This window comes from Companilactobacillus sp. FL22-3, assembly GCF_054881455.1.
The window spans coordinates 139,688-159,715 of sequence record NZ_JBTYYZ010000007.1; the positions used below are offsets into that span (position 1 = coordinate 139,688).

Below are 20,028 nucleotides of genomic sequence, written 5' to 3' on the forward strand. Positions count from 1 at the left end.
GTATAATAGCTGCAATATTACTAAAAGGGATGTTTATTATGCGTCGATTCTTAGTCATGATGTACCCAGGATTTTGTAACTACGAAATTGCTTTATTAACCGAAACTTTGGCTTTTACCAAAGACAAATGGCAATTGACTACTGTTGCTGCGGAAAAGAAACTCTATGAAGGTGAAGACCACATGCAAACTTTAGCCGAAAAGGAGTTCTCCGAAATCGATTCTCTCGACTATCAATTGTTGATTCTTCCCGGGATCACTGATTACCATATTCCTTTAGCTGATAGACGAAATATCGACTTTTTAAAGCAACTGAATACTCAAAGTAAACGTCCGCTGATTGCATCGATCTCTAGTTCACCAATTCTATTGGCCAAAGCTGGATTGTTGGATCAAACCAAGTTTATGGCAGGGCTATATGAAGAGGCCTATGATGAAAATACCTTTATCCCCAAACAGAATCTAACTCGAAAAGTTGTTGTAGCTGATAAGGGAATCGTCACTGCCAGTGGTCAGTTCTTTCGTGAATTTGCGATTGAGGTGTTACGTCAATTGGATTATGCCGTACCTGATGATTCTTTTGCTCCAGCACGAAAAGAGCCGCCGTACACAGATGAAGAATTGACTTACCGTTAAACCTTTGTATCTTCTTAAAATTTTTTTGCATTTGAATAGCCACTAAACTCATCTAACTAATGAAGTTTAGTGGCTATTTTGGTTGCCAATTTACTTTGTTGACGCTACTTATCGATTAGTATTTTTAATTTGAGCATAAAAAAAGAGGCTATCCGATAAATATTAAAGGATAGTCTCAAACCTATGTTGTTGGAGTTACCTCATCTTGTTCCTTTAAAGAATCGCAGACCGTCGTCTGTTTGAAACTTTAAACCGAATCATAACCTAGGTCAATCATCAAATACTAGACATTTCTACCTAACATTGAAAAAGAAGAAACATGTCAACAAAGAGGTTTTTTCTTATGCCTTGAGCATGCTATTCATGTAACTCGATCCCTTTTAGGGTCAGACGACCACTTCGACGAGTGGTGAGGTCTTATTTTAAATCTAATCGCCACACTGGCTTCTTATCAGTCTTTAAAGTTGAACAAAACTTAGCTTGTTCATCTTAAACTTTAACGGACCTGTGACCTTTATAGAGGTCACATCAGATATTATTTTCTACCCGGATATGGGGAAGAAACATATGGATAAAAGAGGTCTTATGCCCTAAGCACATTGTAATAATAACACGGTTAAATGATTATGTATCCTTTAAAGGATAGACGTATCGAATAGCCTGTAAACCTTGATTTGACGGCAAAAATCAGCTGTATATTTTTAGCCCCAATTTAAAATTTGAGTTAAACACAATTGACTATTTTAAAATGGAATATCATTTTAGGGATGATAATTTTGGTGAAAAAAATTTCGATATGACTAACGATAACTAAAAAAAGCCTCTTTGACCAATTTGAAACAACTATTTTGACATATTGTATGTTAAGGCCCAGCTTAGTACCTCTTGATTTACCATACCTTAGATTGTCTATATACTAAATTTGATAATTAATAATAATGTATAAACAAGGAGAATTTTATGACAACTAAAATTGGAATTAATGGTTTCGGAAGAATTGGGAGACTCGCTTTTCGTAGAATTGCTGAATTGCAAGGTTTGGGTCAAACTGATCTTGAAGTAGTGGCCATTAATGATTTAACCTCACCACACATGTTGGCACATCTTTTAAAATATGATACGGCGCACGGTAATTTTAAGATCGATGCGATTACCAATGATGACGATGCGATTATAGTCGACGGTAAACGCATCCCTGTGTATGCGGAAAGAAATGCTCAAGATTTGCAATGGGTTGAAAACGATGGCGTCGATATTGTCCTAGAGTGTACCGGATTCTATACTTCGATGGAAAAATCTCAAGCTCATTTAGATGCTGGCGCAAAGCGTGTTTTAATTTCGGCACCTTCTGGTAAAATGCCTACAATTGTCTACGGCGTCAATGAAGATACACTAACCAACGATGTGAAAATTGCTTCGGTTGGCTCCTGTACAACTAACTGTATTGCCTTACTAGCAGACGCTTTAAACAAAGAATTCGGTATCAAGGCTGGATCTATGACTACAATTCATGCCTATACAGCTACGCAAATGTTGCAAGATGGTCCCGAGCGTAATGGAAATGTTCGTGCAGCCCGTGCCGCTGCCCAAAATATTATTCCACATACTACTGGTGCAGCTAAGGCTTTAGGATTAGTTATTCCCGAACTACAAGGTAAGATGGACGGTCATGCGCAACGTGTACCCGTTGTAACTGGTTCGGTGACTGAACTTGTAGCCACTTTGGATCAAGAGGTTACTTTGGATGAACTAAATGCTGGTATTAAGAAGCATACTGATAACAGTATCTCATTTGGTTATAACGACGACGAAATTGTTTCATCAGATATTATCGGGTCGACTTATGGTTCGATTTTTGATCCAACGCAAACACAAATCGTTGGCAATGGGGCAGATCAAGTTGTTAAAGTAACCGCTTGGTATGATAATGAATCAGGCTTCACGGCCCAAATGATTCGTTGTTTAGAAAAATATGCAACCTTAGACTAAGTTTATACTAAGTCGTTAAAGTGTTGCCATATTCAAATAGCCACTAAACTTCATTTTGTAGATAAGTTTAGTGGCTATTTGGTGTCTTAAATGAATTCAATAGTGATAGCGACATTGAATAATTATTATATAGAGCTGATGCGATAAATATTTTCGTAAGTCAATCAATTGACGTACCTGATAGCGTACATTATATTATTCATTAGTAAAAAAGGAGGTATAGAGTCATATGCAAAGAACGGTCAATCCAACCCAAGCACGTAAGGATTTTTATAAAATAATCAAATCCGTAAATGAGGATTCTACTCCTATCGAAATTAATGGTAGATCCGAAGAGGACAGTGCAGTGATTATGAGTTCTAAAGACTATAGAGCCTTGCAAGAGACACTTTATCTCATGCATGATGGGAACCGCTTAATAAAGTACATAAAGCCGCTAAAGATGATTCAGGAGGCCTTGATATTACTAATGGTGTTGATTGGGATAAAATCTAATGCCAAAATATCAGGTGAAATTTCGTAAGTCATCTAGGGGCGACTTGAAAAAACTAAAGCATAGTCCATTACGAAAGAAGTTTGACGAAATAGTCCAAAAATTATCTGATAATCCATCTGATCCATCTGATAGTTTCGAAAGACTGGTCCCTCCAGAAAATAATTATTATTCTAGAAGACTTAATATTCAACATAGGATAGTTTATTCAATCGATGAAGAACACAAAATAGTTTATATTTATTCGGCTGGGAATCATTACGAATAATCAATAAAAGCAGTTATCTCGGATATGAAATCATTCGAGATGACTGCTTTTTGTGTATTTCTGATATTATTCAATTATAACTTTCCATTCGTAAACTGAGCCTCACCATTACCGAAACTCCAATCATCTTTACCATGAGGAGTAATATTTATCATGACATCCTATCGATGGTGGTCGCTTTGCTCTTGAAGCTCATTAGCAAGAAATTGGACGTTTGATTATTGATAAATGGGCACTATAATCGAGATTAGAAAATCACAAAACGCCACATGATCTGTAAATTTAGATTATGTGGCGTTTTATTTGCGTAAGAAAAGTTATTCTATCATTTTTTATTATTGATAAAATCAGCTAATCCCTGAATATCAATATTAGTTAATTCTCCTATTTCAGTTATCGGACCGATACTATTCTTTTCGATTCTTAAAATCTGGCCAGTATCAATATAAGATTGTTTTCTTAAACCCGATTCTTTCCATTGAATAATCTGATAATATTGTTTTTTTATTGAATTCGATTTTTTATTGAATTTACTAGTTATTTTATAGAAAGTTAATCTTTCATCAACATCTTGTAAGACAAGAACCGGACGTTTTTTGCCACCATATTACCATCAGTATAAGCTACATAAAGCGTGACAATCTCATTAATACCCGTCATCGTCATCATCCTCATACATTTTTTCTAGTTCTGTACGAGAAATATCTTTGACCGGTAAATCCTTAGTTGCTTCTAGCAGATTTTTCGTTGCAACTTCGCGCTCAGTCAATTTAAGATTTACAGGGTAGGAATCCGTAGCAACAATTCTTTTAAATAACATTGTAATAGCCGTAGTAGAGTTCATTCCTAAACTTGATAGAACATCTTCAGCTTTGGATTTTAGTTCCGGATCAACCTGAACTTGAATACGGGCTTTACGAATATTTTTACGTGGTTTATCCATAATACATACTCCCTTCAAATTTAAGCTTTTGCTCATTTACTACTCATATCATACTACTTTATGAGTATTTTAACACTCAATAAAGCTTATACATCATACTATATTTTCTTGTTTGAATTTTACCCACATACCAGAATTGTATTGCCTTAGCTGACACTGAAGATGTTCTTCCGCTATATTGATTCAGATAAGACTCCAAGTTTGATCAGTAAAGATGCTATTTCTTTCCGGTTACTCTAAATAAAGTGTTTTACTGTGATAAAATTCGATTTTTGCAAGTTTCATTGCTTGCTTAAGCAAAGTTTTCTTTGAATTTAAGGGGAAATCTTTTTGATAAAAACCTCTTTCTTTTATCAAATATTGATTATCATGACAAATTAAAGTCAAACTACGATCTTTTTTGTAAGTTAATATTTTTAAAGTCAAATCATCATTATTTTTAAACTGAGTTTTAATAATACTTTTTAGTTGAGTGATTTTTATCCTTTTCGTAATTTTTTTTGAACCTCCTTGTCAAAACTTCTTTTTTGCAGACTAGTACTCAAATAAAAGACAGAGGCAAGGTGATCTTTTAAACAAAAAGCTATTCGATAATTTTTTGAATCAAGATGAACCCTCATTTCAAAAGTTTGGTGGTCCTTATCTGTTCGAATTGGTTTGATTCTGTAAAAGTTATTATTTAAATTAGTAATTACTTTAGTTTCGATGATATTAATATCTTCGATACGGTTCTGTTTTGGGAATGAATTCTTTATTGAATCTGAAATAATTACGTTGAACAATATTATCAATCCTTTAGTGTTTAATAAGTTAACTTTTAAATAAATTAAGTAATTCGTCAAGTTATCTCAAGAACATTTTTACAATAATGAACTCATTGCATCCCAGCATAGATGAAACTAAAACCAGGGCCGCTGCCTGAAATTTATACTGACTCAATGATCAATTTCTCCGCTATTTAATCCCAAAATATCATAAGGACTGAGATATCTTGATTTCATGATAATATCTATAATCTCATCTGGACTCTCACGTTCTTTTTGATTCAACCATAATGACGATTATTATACATACGGCGCAAATGCCAAGCAAATTGATATGCTATCGAATACTTTTCCACTCATTTTCTTTGCGATTGCATTATTAGTTTGTTTGACAACTATGTCTCGTATGGCCGAACAGAAGCGTCAAAAAAGTGGAATCCTCATTTAAAAATATCATTTTTCCTGAAGAATCCAAGGTAACGTTTAGAAAAATTGATACAGTTCGCCCAAACGTTATAGAGTCCGCCAATAAATTATATGATAATAATACTGATCTGATGAAGAAAATAGGGAACTGAGATACTTCCAAATATATAATTTAAAATCTGTGATTTTTAATTTGTAATCAAATTTTAACTTATGAAGATTTTTCTAACGTGATATATTAAAATCCTGTTGTTAAATATAGGAGGGTATTAAATGCCACGTAATTTAAAAGAAGAAATTGTTTTCACTGCCATCATGGCTGGATTGATGGTACTAGTAATGACGGGATATAATGTTGCCATGGCTCAAGGACTCAGTAATGAGCTGCCAATGGCGATTCTAAGTGGTTATCCACTTGGCTTGATAGTTGCTATTATCTTGGATCTAATCGTTGCCTTGCCACTACAGTTATTGATAGTTGGACCAATTGCTCGTGGAGTATTAGGTACAATGCAAAAAGCTAGTGTTAAAAACGAAGAAACAGTTGAAGATGAAATTTAATGAAAAAGCATCTCAATCAGAAAATAAAGATCTGATTGAGGTGCCTTTTTTACTAGTTATTTAGATTAGTAATGATAACGACATTGAATAATAATGATTGAATCCTTTGTTACGGTATAAACAATACGATCTGTTTTATTAATTCTTCGAAACTAACAGTTATCGAGGTTATATTTCAAGGGTTCAGGCTCCGATTCCTTCAAAGGGATGTCGAACGATTTCATCGATTATTTTATTCAGTGATTTCAGAGTCTTTCGATCCTGCTTTTGCCAGTATTGATAGTCAAAAAGGGCACTGATCGTAAAGGAAACTCGATTAATTTTCATGAGATAGTTTATCCCATTCAGCTTTTGATAACGTCTTTATATCACCATTTTTCAATTGACTTAAAGACTCATCCAAGTTTCGACGATTCTCTGCCGTACCAAATAAATACATCGTTTCCTTCCAAGATTCATATTCTTTCTCAGACATGATCACAACATTACGATTCTTTGGTTTTGTAATAATAACGTGATCATCGTAATCAACCACATCATCGGTAATTTTTTTTAGGTTTTTTCTGGCTTCCGAAATATTAGTAGCAGTAGTTGCCATAAGTAACACTTCCATTCATCAGTGATATTGTACTATATTACGTACAGTTCATCACTTTATTGTACTTGATACAGCACCTTTTAAAACGATTTTGTCCTATCAATATCAAGGATAAAGTGATAGGTTAAAACCTTCCTAATAAAGTTTCTACTTTGCTATTGTGATTCAATAGGACAAATTTTAGGAACTATACCAGCTAAGTTGTTAGGCAATAAGTTAATTTCAACGATTTTTAATAAAATTGGCTTGATAGGAGCAAGTTTGAATATTCCTATTTATTCTATAAGGATATTAAAAGTATTGGTTTCAGTATAAAGTTTTTCATATTATATATTTGAACCTGTAAGTACAATTCAAACGTATGACATCGACATGCCAAAATTAAATATTTGCATTAAAAGTTCTGATGCCAAAAGAACTGACTTTAAATAAATCCGTTAGCTGAAGAAAAACTGTCGGCCGACGTTGAAATGTTATTTCTTTAGACAACTTCTGCAAAAATGCTTGAGCTAGATTACTTAATGGAATTGAATCAAGTTAAGCAAATAAAAAAACAATTCGATTATGAATCTCTAATAACAGACAACAGAAAGATTCAAAAGGAATTGCTTTTATTTTAAATTAAGAACTTCATAAAAATAGAGAAGTAATTTGGCTGAAGAGAGCTATTTGTTTATTTGAGGTTACATAATACATATTATAGGAAGTTAGATATTTTTACCAAATAGGGCTAGTTTATTTAAATAATTTAATGTATCAGTTCGATAATCATATTTCTCAATGATCTCATTCAACGCCTGATCATTATGCGTGAAAGCTTTGCCGTCAGTAAATATTTTGCGATACAGTTCAATAAATGGCAATTGATTCTCTGCTGCGAACTCTAATTCATCTTTGATCGAGTAATCAACTTTTCTGAAGTCGATTCCAGCATAACTGTCGGCATTAAAAGTTAAAATTGCATACTGAGCGCGTCTGTCAGCACTGAATTTTGACCAAGCTGTATATGGTTGACCAATTGATCCAGGATTAATGATTAGTTGATCGTGACTGCTAGTTCTTAATAATTGATGATGTGTATGACCATAAATAGCCATATCATAAGGTTTGCTGAACAATAATTGGTCAAAATTCGTCTGTTTTTCATATGGTAAAAGCTGATGACCATAGTTTTGGGCTGGATAATTGTGTGATAAAGCTATTTTTAAGCCATTTACCGACGTTTCTAAGGCAATTGGCCAAGCCTTGATTTGCTGAAGATAGCGTGATTCAAGGTGATCCTTAACGTATTTGACTAATTCAACAATGTAGGGCGTTTGTGGCTGGTCCAGGTATTTTTTCCCGATGGCTACAATATCCTCAAATAGGAAATCGTCCCAATTACCACGAATCATCAGAGTAGTATTAATTGAATTGAGCAATTTTAAGATTGAATTTGCTCCAGGTCCTGGCATTAAAAGGTCGCCAAGAAACCAGTATTCCGAAACTTTTTGCTTTTTTGCGTCAGCAATTACACTACGAAAGGCCGTATAATTGCTGTGGATATCTGATATTAGGGCTACCTTCTTCATTTTGCTGCCTCCCTGCTTAGTCCCTCTTGCTTCAAATTCATTTTACACTTTCTGCTCCTGACCGTTAATTAATGTTTTTGTTTTCTATTATTATGTTTTCGTAAAACATTTATTTAAAATATTTGTTTTAAGTTATTTTTTGCATCAAATATATGCCTTAAATTGCTCATTTCACGATTTCTAACCATGAGTTCATCATTGGACATTCATAGAATACGCTTCTCAGCACTTTCCCACCCCATTAATTAGTCATTATTTGACATTTATTTAGACTAATAACCTATTACATCTAATTGAATCCTTGATATAACAGTGTTTTTAATTATTGCTCTCCTACTCCCTTTTTTTGGCTAAAAAGGCAAAAAAAATAATCAATTATTGAATTGATTATTTAACTGACCTGTTCAGCTTGATAAGTCTTGATTTCTTGAATGAAACTTTCACCGTATTGTTCTAGTTTTACCTTACCTACTCCACTCACAGCCAAGAATTCTTGGCTATTAGTTGGTAAACGAACGCACATATCTTTCAAGGAACGATCCGAAAAGATCATAAACGGTGGTAAAGCTTGTTTACGTGCAAATTCCAACCGCAAACTCCGTAGCTTTTCAAATAAAGCGACATCAAAACTACCATCGGCCAATAAGGTCTTACTTGGGGTGACTTGATTGACATCATGCTTCTTAGCGACATTCAATTCCCCTTTTAGAACCGCTGCGCCTTTTTTAGACAGCATCAAAGTCGGATACTCGCCGCCACTACTCTGCAAGAAGCCATTAGCGGACAAGAATTCAATGAGGCGACTCGTCTCTTTTAAAGTACGGTCTTTAAAAATGCCAAAAGTTGATAGTCTTTCAAAGTGACGCCAATCGTTTGCAACATCATCTTTACCGACTAACACTCTGGTAGTTACCTTTTTGCCATATCTTTGACCCATTCTCACGACGCAACTGAGAATCTTTTGTGCATCTGCCGTCACATCATCCAAATCTCGATCATCTAAACAATTAGAACAGCGGCCACAAACAGTAGTATCGCTCTCACCAAAATAATTCAAAATGAATTTCATTAAACAAGTTTCAGTTTCAGCATAACGACTCATTTCGAAAAGTTTATTCTTCAAGCTTAATTTATATTGGTCATCCCCCATTGATTTATCAATGAAGAATTGGTGCAACCGCAAGTCAGCTGGCGTATAAAGCAAAATTGCTTCAGCTGGTAAGCCATCACGCCCTGCACGGCCAACTTCTTGATAATAGCTTTCAATTGTTCCAGGAATAGTAAAATGAAGCACGTAACGAACGTTAGTCTTATTGATCCCCATACCAAAGGCATTGGTCGCGACAATTACATTGATACGATCGAATAAGAAATCCTCCTGCTGAAGATGGCGTTCTTCATCGCTAAGACCCGCATGATACCGACCAACGCTGACATCATTTTCTTTTAAGAAGTGGTAAATATTGTCAACGTCTTCACGACGGCCAGCATAGATGATCCCTGACTCATCAAGATGAGCTTTCACATAATTTAAAATATATTCCGGTTTATCGACGCCACGTTCAATCTTTAAAGCCAAATTATCTCGATTGAAACCAGTCTTAACAATATTTTCTGCTGGTACATCCAAAATACTTGCCAAGTCATCTTGCACTTGTTCCGTAGCCGTAGCCGTTAGAGCCAGCCAAGCTATTGAACCTGGTAATTGTTTCAGTGGTTGAATCATTTTCAAATAGCTACCACGAAAATCATGACCCCAAGATGATAAGACATGTGCTTCATCGATTGCAATCAATGAAATATCTAATCCTGACAGCCAACTATAGAACTCATCATCGACGATCTTCTCTGGCGCCACAAATAAGAGCTTGACCGCACCGCTCTCGATATAGCGCATTCTTTCTTCACGGTCATGCCACTCAACTGTACTATTCAAATACGTAGCCGGAATCCCAGCTTCAATTAAACTGTCCACTTGATCCTTCATTAAAGAAATCAGTGGAGAAACGACTAAGGTTATTCCTGATAAAATAGTTGCCGGTAACTGGTAGCAAATTGACTTGCCACCACCAGTTGGCATGATCCCCATCGCCTTTTTACCGTCCATGACCATTTCAATCAGTTCTTTTTGACCAGGTCTAAAAGTGTCATAACCAAATTCTTCTTTTAAGATGGCCTCTAATTTCAAATTTAAGTCTCCTCATCACATGAAAATAATCTTCTTAAAGCATATCACAAACTACTACAACAAAATTATCTTGATGCCTTTACACCTAATTGAAATTACGAAAGTCCAGGCTATTTTTCTAACTCTAAGAGTGATTTCTTCATTGACATCCCACCACGATAACCACCTAATTGACCGGTTTTGGTTATTACTCGATGACAAGGAATGACCATCAAGAGTGGATTTTTTCCGACTGCTGTACCGACGGCTCGACTTGCTTTATCATGGCCGATCTTTTGTGCTAATTGAGTATAGGTCGTCGTCTGGCCGTAAGGAATCTCTTGCAGAGCCTGCCAGACATTTTTTTGAAATTCAGTTCCAGAAATATCGAGCGGTAAAGTGAATTGTTTACGTTGACCACTAAGATATTCTTTGATCTGGTCAAAATAAAGCTTATTTAGTTTAGTTTCAACTAATTCAGCGTCAGGATAAAAACGGCTTAATTCTGATACATCCTGATCTTGTGATCCAACAAAAGCTAAACCTTCTTCGGTTGCTGCAATTAAATATTTATGACCTAGGATTTCATAGTCTTGATAAAAGATTTTTTTCATTATTTACACCTACTTTCAAAAGTTATGGTTTTATTTGCCAAATTTTTCTTTATATTCCTTGACTAAATCATGTGATTTATTCAGAAACTTCGAGCTGTCAGTAAACGTTTGACTGACAAAGTCATAGAAGATCATGTCAACCAGCATAAATTGCGCTAAGAGTGAGTTAGTGGCTGCAATCCGATTGGGACTCTCTTTAGGCTGTGAAGTATGGACAACAATTTGGGCAAGCTTACTCAAATCATTCGTTCCAAATTGAGTAACTGCCGCCACGGTCAACCCAGAACTTTCTGCAAATTTCGCTGCCGCTAGAGCTTCAGGTGATTCTCCCGAATTTGAAATGATCCAGAGAAGATCGTCATGATTAGCATTTACCAGTTTAGGCAACAAAATGTTCAAATCATTGTCAGCCATTGTGGCATAACCTAAGCGATTCCATTTTTGAGCGATATTTTGTGCAGTTAGATACGACGCCCCCACGCCAAAGACAAAGACGTTAGTGGCTTTAATGATAGCTTTGACTAAACTGTCAACCGCACTTTCATTGACTTGATCGGTCGTTTCCGCGATCGACTGCAAAGCATTGTTCAACAGCTTTTCTTTGATGGAATCAAAAGGCTCCTGCGCTAAAATATCGATTTCTTTACTGGGATTAGCTTGATCCTTAGTTAAGTCTGATGACAACAGAATCTTTAACGTCGTGAAGCTGTCGATCTCTAAACGTTTGGTCAAGCGAATGACTGAAGCCGGACTAGTTCCAGCAACGGTTGCTAATTGTGCCGCAGTCATTTTGATGGTTGCTTGCGGATTCTCTAAAATATAATTAGCAATCTTACTTTCAGCCGTTGATAATTCATTCTTAGCATTGACGATCCTACCTCTAACTGACATGTGACCACTCCTTTTACGTTACATTTTATCAAACTAGCTTGCCACCGAAGAGAATTTTTTGATCATTAACGATAAAGTGAGCTTTTCATTCAATAAAAAACTAGTTGCTAACGGCACCTGTTCAATCAACTTATTGCAAATTCGAAAAAATTAATTATAATTGAACTATTAACAATGTAAGCGCATTAGTAATTTTACCACGGTCAAATACCAGTAACTAATTGCTATGAACTTCAAGGAGGAAGATTAATTATGGGGTTATTCTCTAGAAAAAAGAAAGTTGACGAATTCGTTGCACCAGCCACTGGTGATTTGATTCATCTTGAAAAAGTTAGTGATCCAGTCTTTTCCCAAAAATTAATGGGTGATGGTTTTGCCATTGCTCCTAGTGAAAGTGAGATCGTGGCACCGATCGGTGGTGTCATTGGTACCGTCTTTCCTACTAAACACGCTTTAATGATTACAAGTAAAAATGGTCTGGAAGTCATGTTACACTTGGGAATCGATACGGTTGAACTAAAGGGCGCTCCCTTTGAAGTTTTTGTCAAAGAAGGCGATACAGTTGCCTCCGGAGAAAAATTAGCTACGATGGACTTAGATCAAGTCAAAGCAGCTGGTAAAGATACTTCCATCATGGCAATTATCACTAATTCTGATGCCGTTAAAGCAATGGGTGATTTTTCTGATAAGAATGTTACGGCCGGGGACGCTGTTTTATCGATCGATGTTAATTAAATATCTTTTGAGCTAGGATGATCTAGCTCTCTTTTTTTACGCTCAGATATAAAAATGTATAATATTTAAGGAAGGAGGTTTTATTATGGTCAAAATTCCCTACTTAACTGGCTTTGAAGCCCATTTAAAAACGCGTCATATTTCCGAAAAAGCTCACACGGAGTATCTCAACTCGTTAACTGATTTTTTCAACTATACGATTCAACATAATCTCGATTATAAAATCTCCGAGGATATTAAAGAGATTCATGAAGCCGACGTACGTCATTTTAAAGACTTCATGCTTGATAACTTGAAATTATCCGCTAGTACGATCAACAAAGTACTTAGCAATTTGAACGTTTACTTCAAATACCTCTTCAGCGTTAAAAAAACACCGGAAATACCAACTTTAAACATTAATAGTGTAACTGTCCCTAAACAAAGTGATTTCCCCGTAGAAGTCTTTTTAAAGCTTGATGATTACCTTAAAGCTGATCTAAGTATTTATACTCGGCTACTGATTTTGATCATCGCTAAAGGTTTCAATTACAAAGAAGCGATGGCTGAAGGCTTTTATCGCAAATTTCAACAGATCGACTTCAATCAAACCGAACAACAATTTTTAAATTTATATCAAAACTTTATAGAACCTTATCGTTCATTTTGGAATAATGATAACCTATTCTTGAGTCGCAACCGAGGAGCTAATTCGCCTCTTTTGACCGTCCCCGCTATTCATCGTGACCTCAAAAGAGATAGTGAAATAACTAAGCTTGATCTGGCGCCCAAGAAACTATATACAACTTTTATCCTCTTAGCCTTGAGTACCAATAGTCTGACAACTGATCAGCAAAGAGCCCTCGATGCCTTAGATACCCCTTCTTTGATGTATTATCGTCGCCTCAAACGCGAGACAAATTTTAAAGTATAGAAAGTGAAATTATGGAAAATATTGCAGTTTATTGTGGTGCCTCCACTGGTAATGAAGAAATTTTTACCTTAGGTGCCGAAAAATTAGGTCATTGGATCGTGGAAAACAACTATGGTTTAACATATGGCGGCGGCCGTTATGGATTAATGGGTGTGATCGCCAACAGTGTCCTTGAAAAAGGCGGCTTCGTCCATGGAATCATCACTAAGGAACTAGCTGGCCGAGAATTATCACATAATACTCTGTCAAAACTCGATGTCGTCGAAGATATGTCACAAAGAAAGCAAGCCATGTTGAATGACTCGATTGCAAACATTGCCCTTCCCGGAGGTCCAGGAACTTTGGAGGAGATTTCCGAAGCCTTCTCTTGGACAGTGATTGGTGACAGTCAAAACCCTTGTATCTTTTACAACATTAATCACTATTATGACAAATTGGAAAGTTTCTTCGACTCAATGACAGCTAATGGCTTTATGGAAAAAAGGACCCGCGACACCTTATTATTCAGCGATTCTCTGCCAGAAATCGGAACTTTTATCAAGTCATATACGCCGCCAACATTACGTCATTATGCTGGTTAACTTGAGCAAATGATTTAACTATCGAACTAATTGGCGGTATATTCTAGTCGTCAGATAGAGAAAAGCTATCTGACAAATATACTCCTTAGATATACATTACAAAAAAATATAATTTTCTCATTAATACTACGTATAAATAAGTATCCTCCCAATTTGTATAGTTAATAAAGATAGACCAATTAAATTTATAAACTCTCTGATATGAAAAAAGCACGCTGGAATCGATCTCCAACGTGTTTTTTGTTTGCTTTAAAGTAAAGTTGTGACTGCTCCTGCAATTACGACCAAGACTAAACCAGAAATAATATAAACCATTTCCTTCTTGGTCTTGCCTTCATGCAAGATATAAATACTACCAATCGTTGCAATGACCACATTCATCTGCGACAAGATAAAACCTGTTGCCAAACCATTAACGTTTGGTCGAGCAGAGATTAAATATGTCAAAGCAGCAAAGGCAAAGAAGAAACCACTGATAATATTAGTATAAGAACTCTTAGTTTTGAAAGGTTGAGTTTGACGATTGCTCTTAGTTGCTAGAGCAAAGATCGTTGCTACCACAGCCATGCCCAGTGCTTGAGGTAAGAAAGCTGAAAAACCGCTGACCTTAACTCCTTGAGGAAAAGCGGAATAACCTAGATAACCGATTTCAGCACAGGCAACCAACAAGACACCCTTAACGGCATTCATCCCGCCATCAGACTTCGGCAATTTCTTTTCGCTAAAAGTCGTTAACCAGACACCGACGATGATCAAAATAATAGCTGAAAAGCCAATCAATTTTGCTTGTACGCCTGCCCATTCACCTAAAACGATCACGCTCCATAGTGAAGCTCCAATCAATTGAAAACCAGTTGAAACCGGCATAGTTCTGGAAACACCCATCTCAGCAAAAGCATAAAAAACTAAAATTTGTCCTGCGGCCCAGAAGACACCTGATAAGAAGGTAAACAGCAAAGCCTTGCCGCTCAACATTGGTGTTTGTTTGACCAAGGCAACTACGATGGCAAAGATCAAGGTACCGTATGTAGTTCCGAGGATCTGATTGACCGGTTTACCTCCAAATTTACCAGTTAAGATTGGGAAGAATCCCCAACCAATCATTGGCATAAGACCAATCAATAAATTTAATGCATTCATTTATTTGAACTCCCTTATAAAAAACTCTCCATTTAAAATCAAGTTGATATTTCACAATAATGTTGATTTTGAACAATGCTAGTATTATATCAGAAAATAGAATGCGTTTTCAAGATTTACATTATTTAAAATTATCATTTTTCATAATTTATTTTTGAAGGCATAAATAGCTTATACCTCTAATTACTGCAGAGATAGTCTTTTAAGCAAAAAAAATAAACTGACGACTTATCCAGTTATCAGTTTATTTTCAATAATAGCTTGAAATTTTATTTGAATTGTTCATCCAATGGAGGAACAACTTGCTTCTTACGTGAAACAACACCAGGCAAGGCAGCCTTGTTATCATTTACTTTGGTATTAAGAGCTGTTTCAAATTTAGCGATAGGATCTGCATCACCGATAATTAAACCAGTAGTGTCACTAGTCAAAATATTTGTGATCAAAAGTACGAACAAGTTATAACCCTTGTCAGCATTTTCAGCCTTAATATCTTTAATGAATTCAGCTTCACGCTTCAAAGTATCATCAACATCAACTGTGTTAACTTGGGCAACACGTACACTTGTGCCGTTCATATCAAAGCTCTTAGCATCCATATCGATCAATTCTTGAGTTGATTTGCTGTCTAAGTTTGTTCCAGCTTTCAACATTTCAAGACCATATGATTCATAGTCGATGCCAGCTGTTTGAGCAAGACTCTTCAAAGCAGCACGATCTTCGTCAGTAGTTGTTGGTGATTTCAATAGCAAAGTATCGGAAATAATTGATGAAGCCATGATTGCGGCGATTTGACTTGGAATTTCAACATCATTTTCTAAGTACATCTTCCAAATAATTGTACTTACACAACCAAGTGGTTCTGCCCGGTAATAAAGAGGCAAAGCTGTTTCAAAGTTAGCAATTCTGTGGTGATCGACAACATGCGTTACTTCAACATCATCAATATCACTGACGCTTTGTTGTCTTTCGTTGTGATCTACTAACATAACTTTTTTAACTTCGCCGTTGATAGCAGAAATAATTCTTGGGAACTTAACATTAAAGTGATTGTAAACAAATTTTGTTTCAAGATTTGGTTCGCCCAATGCGACCGCTTCTGTATTGTATCCCAATTGATTTTGTAAATATGAATATGCAATTGCTGCTGAAACAGCATCTGTATCAGGATTTTTGTGTCCGAAAACTAATTCTTTTTCCTTTGGCATGTGTACTATACCCCTTTTTAATATTTATCTAGAAGATTTAAGACGATCAATGTAACTCATTTCGTTCAAGAAGTTATCCCATTCATCTAAGAATTCCTGAATCCGTGGAATCTTTTCTTTATCCTCTCGATATACAAATGATAAATCACTTGATATGGCTGGTTCAAGTGGTGTTTGGTAAAGTTTAAACATTGCTTTGTGAGCAATGCAAAAACTCAATGGTAAAACGGTGTAGACGTCCTCAGATTCTTGAGTAAATTTCAATAACTGATATGGCGATGAAAAACGGGCTACGACTTGTGGTGCGTCGACTAATGCATCCCTAAAACGTTCTCGCAACAGTTCAGAGAAATAATAACTTTGTAAATAAGTCGCCCAAGGTTTGGTGATCGCGTCTTTGTAACTGATCGACTTACGTTTGCTAAATTTCTCATTGTTGTGGATCAACATGATATTGTCGCTGATGATCTTCTTGGACTTATAAATCTTCCAACTCTTAATATTACGATCTGGTAAATACATAATTGCAAGATCGATGCGATTATTTTGAATATTATCCCAGAGTTCTTTTCGAGTTAAGAGATTCAAGTCGATCACAACATTGGGATTGATTTTGTTGTATTCAACGATAAAGTCCTCAATTACAACTGATTCAGCCGTCGATAGTAAGCCAATGCTGATCGTACCGCTTTTTTCAGATGAAGCTTGTTGAATCTGGTCAGTTACATTATTGATTAAATCAAACATCTGATGAGTTGCTTTCAACAGCGATGTTCCGGGATCTGTCAGATAGATTTTCTTACCGACGCTGTAAAACAACGGTGCTCCAACAACTCGTTCGATTTTTTTAATTTGTTGCGTCAAAGCCGGCTGCGTAATGCCTAATAGTTGAGCCGTCTTGGTATAACTCATATTCTTGGTCAATTCATCAAAGTAATTTAGAGCTTTGGAACTAAAGACTCTTCTTGATTTTTCGTCCAGCAATAAAAGAATCCTCCTCAGTATTTGTACAAGTAAAAATTAATGCAATTTATAAGATTAATCATACTATATAAACTTAAACATTGTTATTTATATTACATATTTTCTGTAATTTTTTTTACAAATCTGATTGGATTACCATCAGTTGCTGGATCCATGATAAATGAACCGTTGGAATAACGATCAGTGCTTTGGTGACTGCTACGATCGATTGTTATCTCTTGATTGGTATCGGTAATAACCGATAATTCCATCTCATTAGACAGATTAGTTACTAAGCTGATGCGATGTGGTTGTTTCTTCAATTCCCTTAATGTCAAGACTCCTCGACGGGCACGACTAGTTACCGGGATTTCAGAAAGTTTCATTTGCTTGAAGGAACCACGTTGTGTCAAGACGGCGATTTTTTCTTCATCATCGTTGGCTAAGAAGTATCCAGCCAATTGGTCATCATCTTTCAGACTGACGAATTTCACACCCATAGCTTTGCCACTGACAACTGGTACTTCTGAGATTGGGAAAGCTGAAGCATAGGAATGCTTGGTAAAGACATAGACTAAGTTTTGTGCATCACTTGGAACATAGTAGACATCCATCACTCGAGCCGCGGCGTCTTTGATCTTACAATACTTCGAAGCTCTGGACTTGTAAGTTCGACCAGGCAAGAGGTCACTAAAGGAAACTTGCTTAATGTAATTTTCATTAGTTGCGGCTAAGAAGTTGCCTTTTTGCTTCAAATCTTTGAAGACGAACGCACGTAGGATCGATTCATCGCTATCAAGACCAATTTCTTGAGATAAATGCGAGCCCATATCCTTCCAACGACTGTCGTCGATCTCAAAAATTTGACGATAGATCAAATTACCTTTATCAGTAAAGATAAAGAGATGATCCAAGGTATTAACATTTTGATCAATAATTGGATAATCTTCATCTTTTAGACCATTGTCATCTGCAGTGGAAGCTTGATAAGAACGCAAGCTACTACGTTTGACATAGCCATCATGACTGACCAATAACCGGACATCTTCACTAGCGACCATGACACGAGTATCGACTTCAATCTCTTCGACTTGTGCTTCGATCTTGGTACGACGTTGATCCGCATAAGTATTGCGAACTTCAGTCAATTCTTTTTTGATAACTTTCATCAAGGTACTGTGATCTTCAATGATCTTCGTCAAAGAACTGATTTGATCTTTCAAGCCCTTATCTTCTTTTTGAAGTTCGGTCACATCAGTATTAGTCAAACGGTAAAGTTGTAACGATACGATTGCCTCGGCTTGTTCTTCCGTAAATTGATATTCTTTCACCAAATTGTTCTTCGCATCTGATTTATTCTTACTGCCACGAATCGTCTTGATTACTTTATCCAAGATCGACAAAGCTTTGATCAAACCTTCAACGATATGCAGACGTTTCTTCGCTTTAGTTAAGTCAAATTGACTACGGCGTAAGACCACGTCTTGTTGATGTTTGATATATTCCTTTAAGATCTGGACCAATCCGACTTGTTGAGGCCGCATGTCAGCGATTGCCACCATGTTGAAGTTATAAGAAATTTGCAAGTCAGTATTTTTGAACAAATAGTTGAGAATTCCTTGGGCGTCGACATCCCGTTTCAATTCAACAACAATCGACAAACCTTGACGATCACTTTCGTCTCGAACTTCCGCGATACCATCGACTTTCTTCAAGACTCGGATTTCGTCCATCTTTTTAACTAATTGAGCTTTGTTGACCTCATAAGGGATCTCAGTGATGACAATCTGTGATTTATGACCACGAATCTCTTGAATCGATGTCTTAGAACGTAAGTAAACTTTGCCTCGCCCTGTTTTATAAGCATCTTTGATTCCAGCCTTGCCTTGTAAAATACCACCTGTAGGGAAGTCTGGTCCCTTAACGATTTTCATCAATTCATCCAAAGTGATATCGGGATTATCGATCATCTTAATCGTTGCGTCGATCACTTCACCCAAATTATGTGGTGGAATCTCAGTCGCATAACCAGCTGAAATACCAGTCGCACCATTAACTAGCAAGTTAGGAAAACGTGCTGGTAAAACTTTGGGTTCCTTTTCAGTATCATCAAAGTTCCATTCTTCATCAACAGTGTCTTTGTTGATATCACGTAACATTTCCCCAGAGATTTTACTCAAACGGGCTTCAGTATAACGCATGGCAGCTGGTGGATCACCATCCATCGAACCATTGTTACCGTGCATTTCAATCAAAGGATTGCGTAATTTCCAGTCTTGGGATAAACGGACCATCGCTTCATAAATTGAAGAGTCACCATGGGGATGAAAGTTACCCATGACATTACCGACACCCTTAGCGGACTTACGAAAGCCCTTGTCATAAGTATTGCCATCCAAAAACATTGAATACAAAATTCTTCGTTGAACAGGCTTTAAACCATCACGAATATCAGGTAGAGCACGTTCTTGAATAATTGATTTAGAATATCTCGCAAATCGATCTCCCATGATTTTTTCGAGCGAAATATCTTGAATTTTAGAAGAATTTTCAGTCACTATCTATCAC

At 36.3% G+C, this 20,028-nt stretch carries 20 protein-coding genes; 8 read left to right on the forward strand and 12 right to left on the reverse strand.

All coding sequences use genetic code 11. The annotated features are described in order from the left end of the window. Positions 1-38 precede the first annotated feature (38 nt). The 4 genes from ACYT32_RS07955 (at position 39) to ACYT32_RS07970 (ending at position 3,385) form a co-directional block, all read left to right on the forward strand. Positions 39-635: a DJ-1/PfpI family protein gene (locus tag ACYT32_RS07955; RefSeq protein WP_395265490.1), complete on the forward strand. Its 597-nt coding sequence runs from the start codon at positions 39-41 to the stop codon at positions 633-635. A 960-nt stretch (positions 636-1,595) separates the two neighbouring features. Next, a complete protein-coding gene (gap, locus tag ACYT32_RS07960; protein ID WP_395265489.1) occupies positions 1,596-2,624 on the forward strand; it encodes a type I glyceraldehyde-3-phosphate dehydrogenase in 1,029 nt (342 codons plus the stop codon). Between the two features lie 229 nt (positions 2,625-2,853). Beyond that, on the forward strand, positions 2,854-3,147 hold the full coding sequence (locus ACYT32_RS07965) for a type II toxin-antitoxin system Phd/YefM family antitoxin (RefSeq protein WP_395265488.1): 294 nt from the start codon (positions 2,854-2,856) through the stop codon (positions 3,145-3,147). Then, positions 3,119-3,385 (forward strand): Txe/YoeB family addiction module toxin, encoded by a 267-nt coding sequence (locus tag ACYT32_RS07970; protein WP_395265487.1) that lies wholly within the window; start codon positions 3,119-3,121, stop codon positions 3,383-3,385. Before ACYT32_RS07965 ends, ACYT32_RS07970 begins: the two co-directional genes overlap by 29 nt. A 646-nt stretch (positions 3,386-4,031) precedes the next feature. Here ACYT32_RS07970 and ACYT32_RS07975 read toward each other — a convergent pair. Then, a complete protein-coding gene (locus ACYT32_RS07975) occupies positions 4,032-4,328 on the reverse strand; it encodes a type II toxin-antitoxin system RelB/DinJ family antitoxin (RefSeq protein ID WP_395265485.1) in 297 nt (98 codons plus the stop codon). Between the two features lie 1,463 nt (positions 4,329-5,791). Here ACYT32_RS07975 and ACYT32_RS07980 point away from each other — a divergent pair. Then, positions 5,792-6,079 carry a DUF2798 domain-containing protein gene (locus ACYT32_RS07980; protein WP_395265484.1) on the forward strand — a complete coding sequence of 96 codons (288 nt, stop codon included), beginning with the start codon at positions 5,792-5,794 and terminating at the stop codon, positions 6,077-6,079. Positions 6,080-6,144: 65 nt separating this feature from the next. Here ACYT32_RS07980 and ACYT32_RS07985 read toward each other — a convergent pair whose 3' ends face one another. The 7 genes from ACYT32_RS07985 to ACYT32_RS08015 all read right to left on the reverse strand — a co-directional run bounded on the left by ACYT32_RS07985 (position 6,145) and on the right by ACYT32_RS08015 (position 11,920). Continuing rightward, positions 6,145-6,222, reverse strand: a complete 78-nt coding sequence (locus ACYT32_RS07985) for a type II toxin-antitoxin system YoeB family toxin (RefSeq protein WP_461793392.1) — start codon at positions 6,220-6,222, stop codon at positions 6,145-6,147. A 40-nt stretch (positions 6,223-6,262) separates the two neighbouring features. Further along, on the reverse strand, positions 6,263-6,406 hold the full coding sequence (locus ACYT32_RS07990) for a type II toxin-antitoxin system YoeB family toxin (protein WP_395265483.1): 144 nt from the start codon (positions 6,404-6,406) through the stop codon (positions 6,263-6,265). Then, entirely contained in the window at positions 6,396-6,677 is a 282-nt protein-coding gene (locus tag ACYT32_RS07995) for a type II toxin-antitoxin system Phd/YefM family antitoxin (RefSeq protein ID WP_395265482.1), read from the reverse strand. Before ACYT32_RS07995 ends, ACYT32_RS07990 begins: the two co-directional genes overlap by 11 nt. A gap of 707 nt (positions 6,678-7,384) precedes the next feature. Beyond that, positions 7,385-8,248 carry a metallophosphoesterase family protein gene (locus ACYT32_RS08000; RefSeq protein ID WP_395265480.1) on the reverse strand — a complete coding sequence of 288 codons (864 nt, stop codon included), beginning with the start codon at positions 8,246-8,248 and terminating at the stop codon, positions 7,385-7,387. Between the two features lie 391 nt (positions 8,249-8,639). Beyond that, positions 8,640-10,436 (reverse strand): DNA helicase RecQ, encoded by a 1,797-nt coding sequence (gene recQ, locus ACYT32_RS08005; RefSeq protein WP_395265479.1) that lies wholly within the window; start codon positions 10,434-10,436, stop codon positions 8,640-8,642. A gap of 110 nt (positions 10,437-10,546) precedes the next feature. Continuing rightward, positions 10,547-11,032, reverse strand: coding sequence for a methylated-DNA--[protein]-cysteine S-methyltransferase (locus tag ACYT32_RS08010; protein ID WP_395265615.1), 486 nt, complete (start codon positions 11,030-11,032; stop codon positions 10,547-10,549). Between the two features lie 27 nt (positions 11,033-11,059). Next, positions 11,060-11,920 carry a MurR/RpiR family transcriptional regulator gene (locus ACYT32_RS08015; protein WP_395265478.1) on the reverse strand — a complete coding sequence of 287 codons (861 nt, stop codon included), beginning with the start codon at positions 11,918-11,920 and terminating at the stop codon, positions 11,060-11,062. A 249-nt stretch (positions 11,921-12,169) separates the two neighbouring features. Here ACYT32_RS08015 and ACYT32_RS08020 point away from each other — a divergent pair, with 249 nt between their 5' ends. The 3 genes from ACYT32_RS08020 (at position 12,170) to ACYT32_RS08030 (ending at position 14,149) form a co-directional block, all read left to right on the forward strand. Next, on the forward strand, positions 12,170-12,655 hold the full coding sequence (locus ACYT32_RS08020; protein ID WP_395265614.1) for a PTS sugar transporter subunit IIA: 486 nt from the start codon (positions 12,170-12,172) through the stop codon (positions 12,653-12,655). Between the two features lie 85 nt (positions 12,656-12,740). Further along, entirely contained in the window at positions 12,741-13,568 is an 828-nt protein-coding gene (locus ACYT32_RS08025; RefSeq protein WP_395265477.1) for a phage integrase N-terminal SAM-like domain-containing protein, read from the forward strand. Between the two features lie 11 nt (positions 13,569-13,579). Then, positions 13,580-14,149 carry an LOG family protein gene (locus ACYT32_RS08030; protein ID WP_395265476.1) on the forward strand — a complete coding sequence of 190 codons (570 nt, stop codon included), beginning with the start codon at positions 13,580-13,582 and terminating at the stop codon, positions 14,147-14,149. Positions 14,150-14,398: 249 nt separating this feature from the next. On the opposite strand, the gene rbsU is transcribed toward ACYT32_RS08030, so the two are convergent. From rbsU to parC, 4 genes are all read right to left on the reverse strand, one after another. After that, a complete protein-coding gene (gene rbsU, locus ACYT32_RS08035) occupies positions 14,399-15,289 on the reverse strand; it encodes a ribose/proton symporter RbsU (protein ID WP_395265475.1) in 891 nt (296 codons plus the stop codon). Positions 15,290-15,558: 269 nt separating this feature from the next. Continuing rightward, a complete protein-coding gene (locus ACYT32_RS08040) occupies positions 15,559-16,497 on the reverse strand; it encodes a manganese-dependent inorganic pyrophosphatase (RefSeq protein ID WP_395265474.1) in 939 nt (312 codons plus the stop codon). 24 nt (positions 16,498-16,521) lie between these two features. After that, positions 16,522-17,478 carry a LysR family transcriptional regulator gene (locus tag ACYT32_RS08045; protein ID WP_395265613.1) on the reverse strand — a complete coding sequence of 319 codons (957 nt, stop codon included), beginning with the start codon at positions 17,476-17,478 and terminating at the stop codon, positions 16,522-16,524. 95 nt (positions 17,479-17,573) lie between these two features. Continuing rightward, a complete protein-coding gene (gene parC / locus ACYT32_RS08050) occupies positions 17,574-20,018 on the reverse strand; it encodes a DNA topoisomerase IV subunit A (protein ID WP_395265473.1) in 2,445 nt (814 codons plus the stop codon). Positions 20,019-20,028 lie beyond the last annotated feature (10 nt).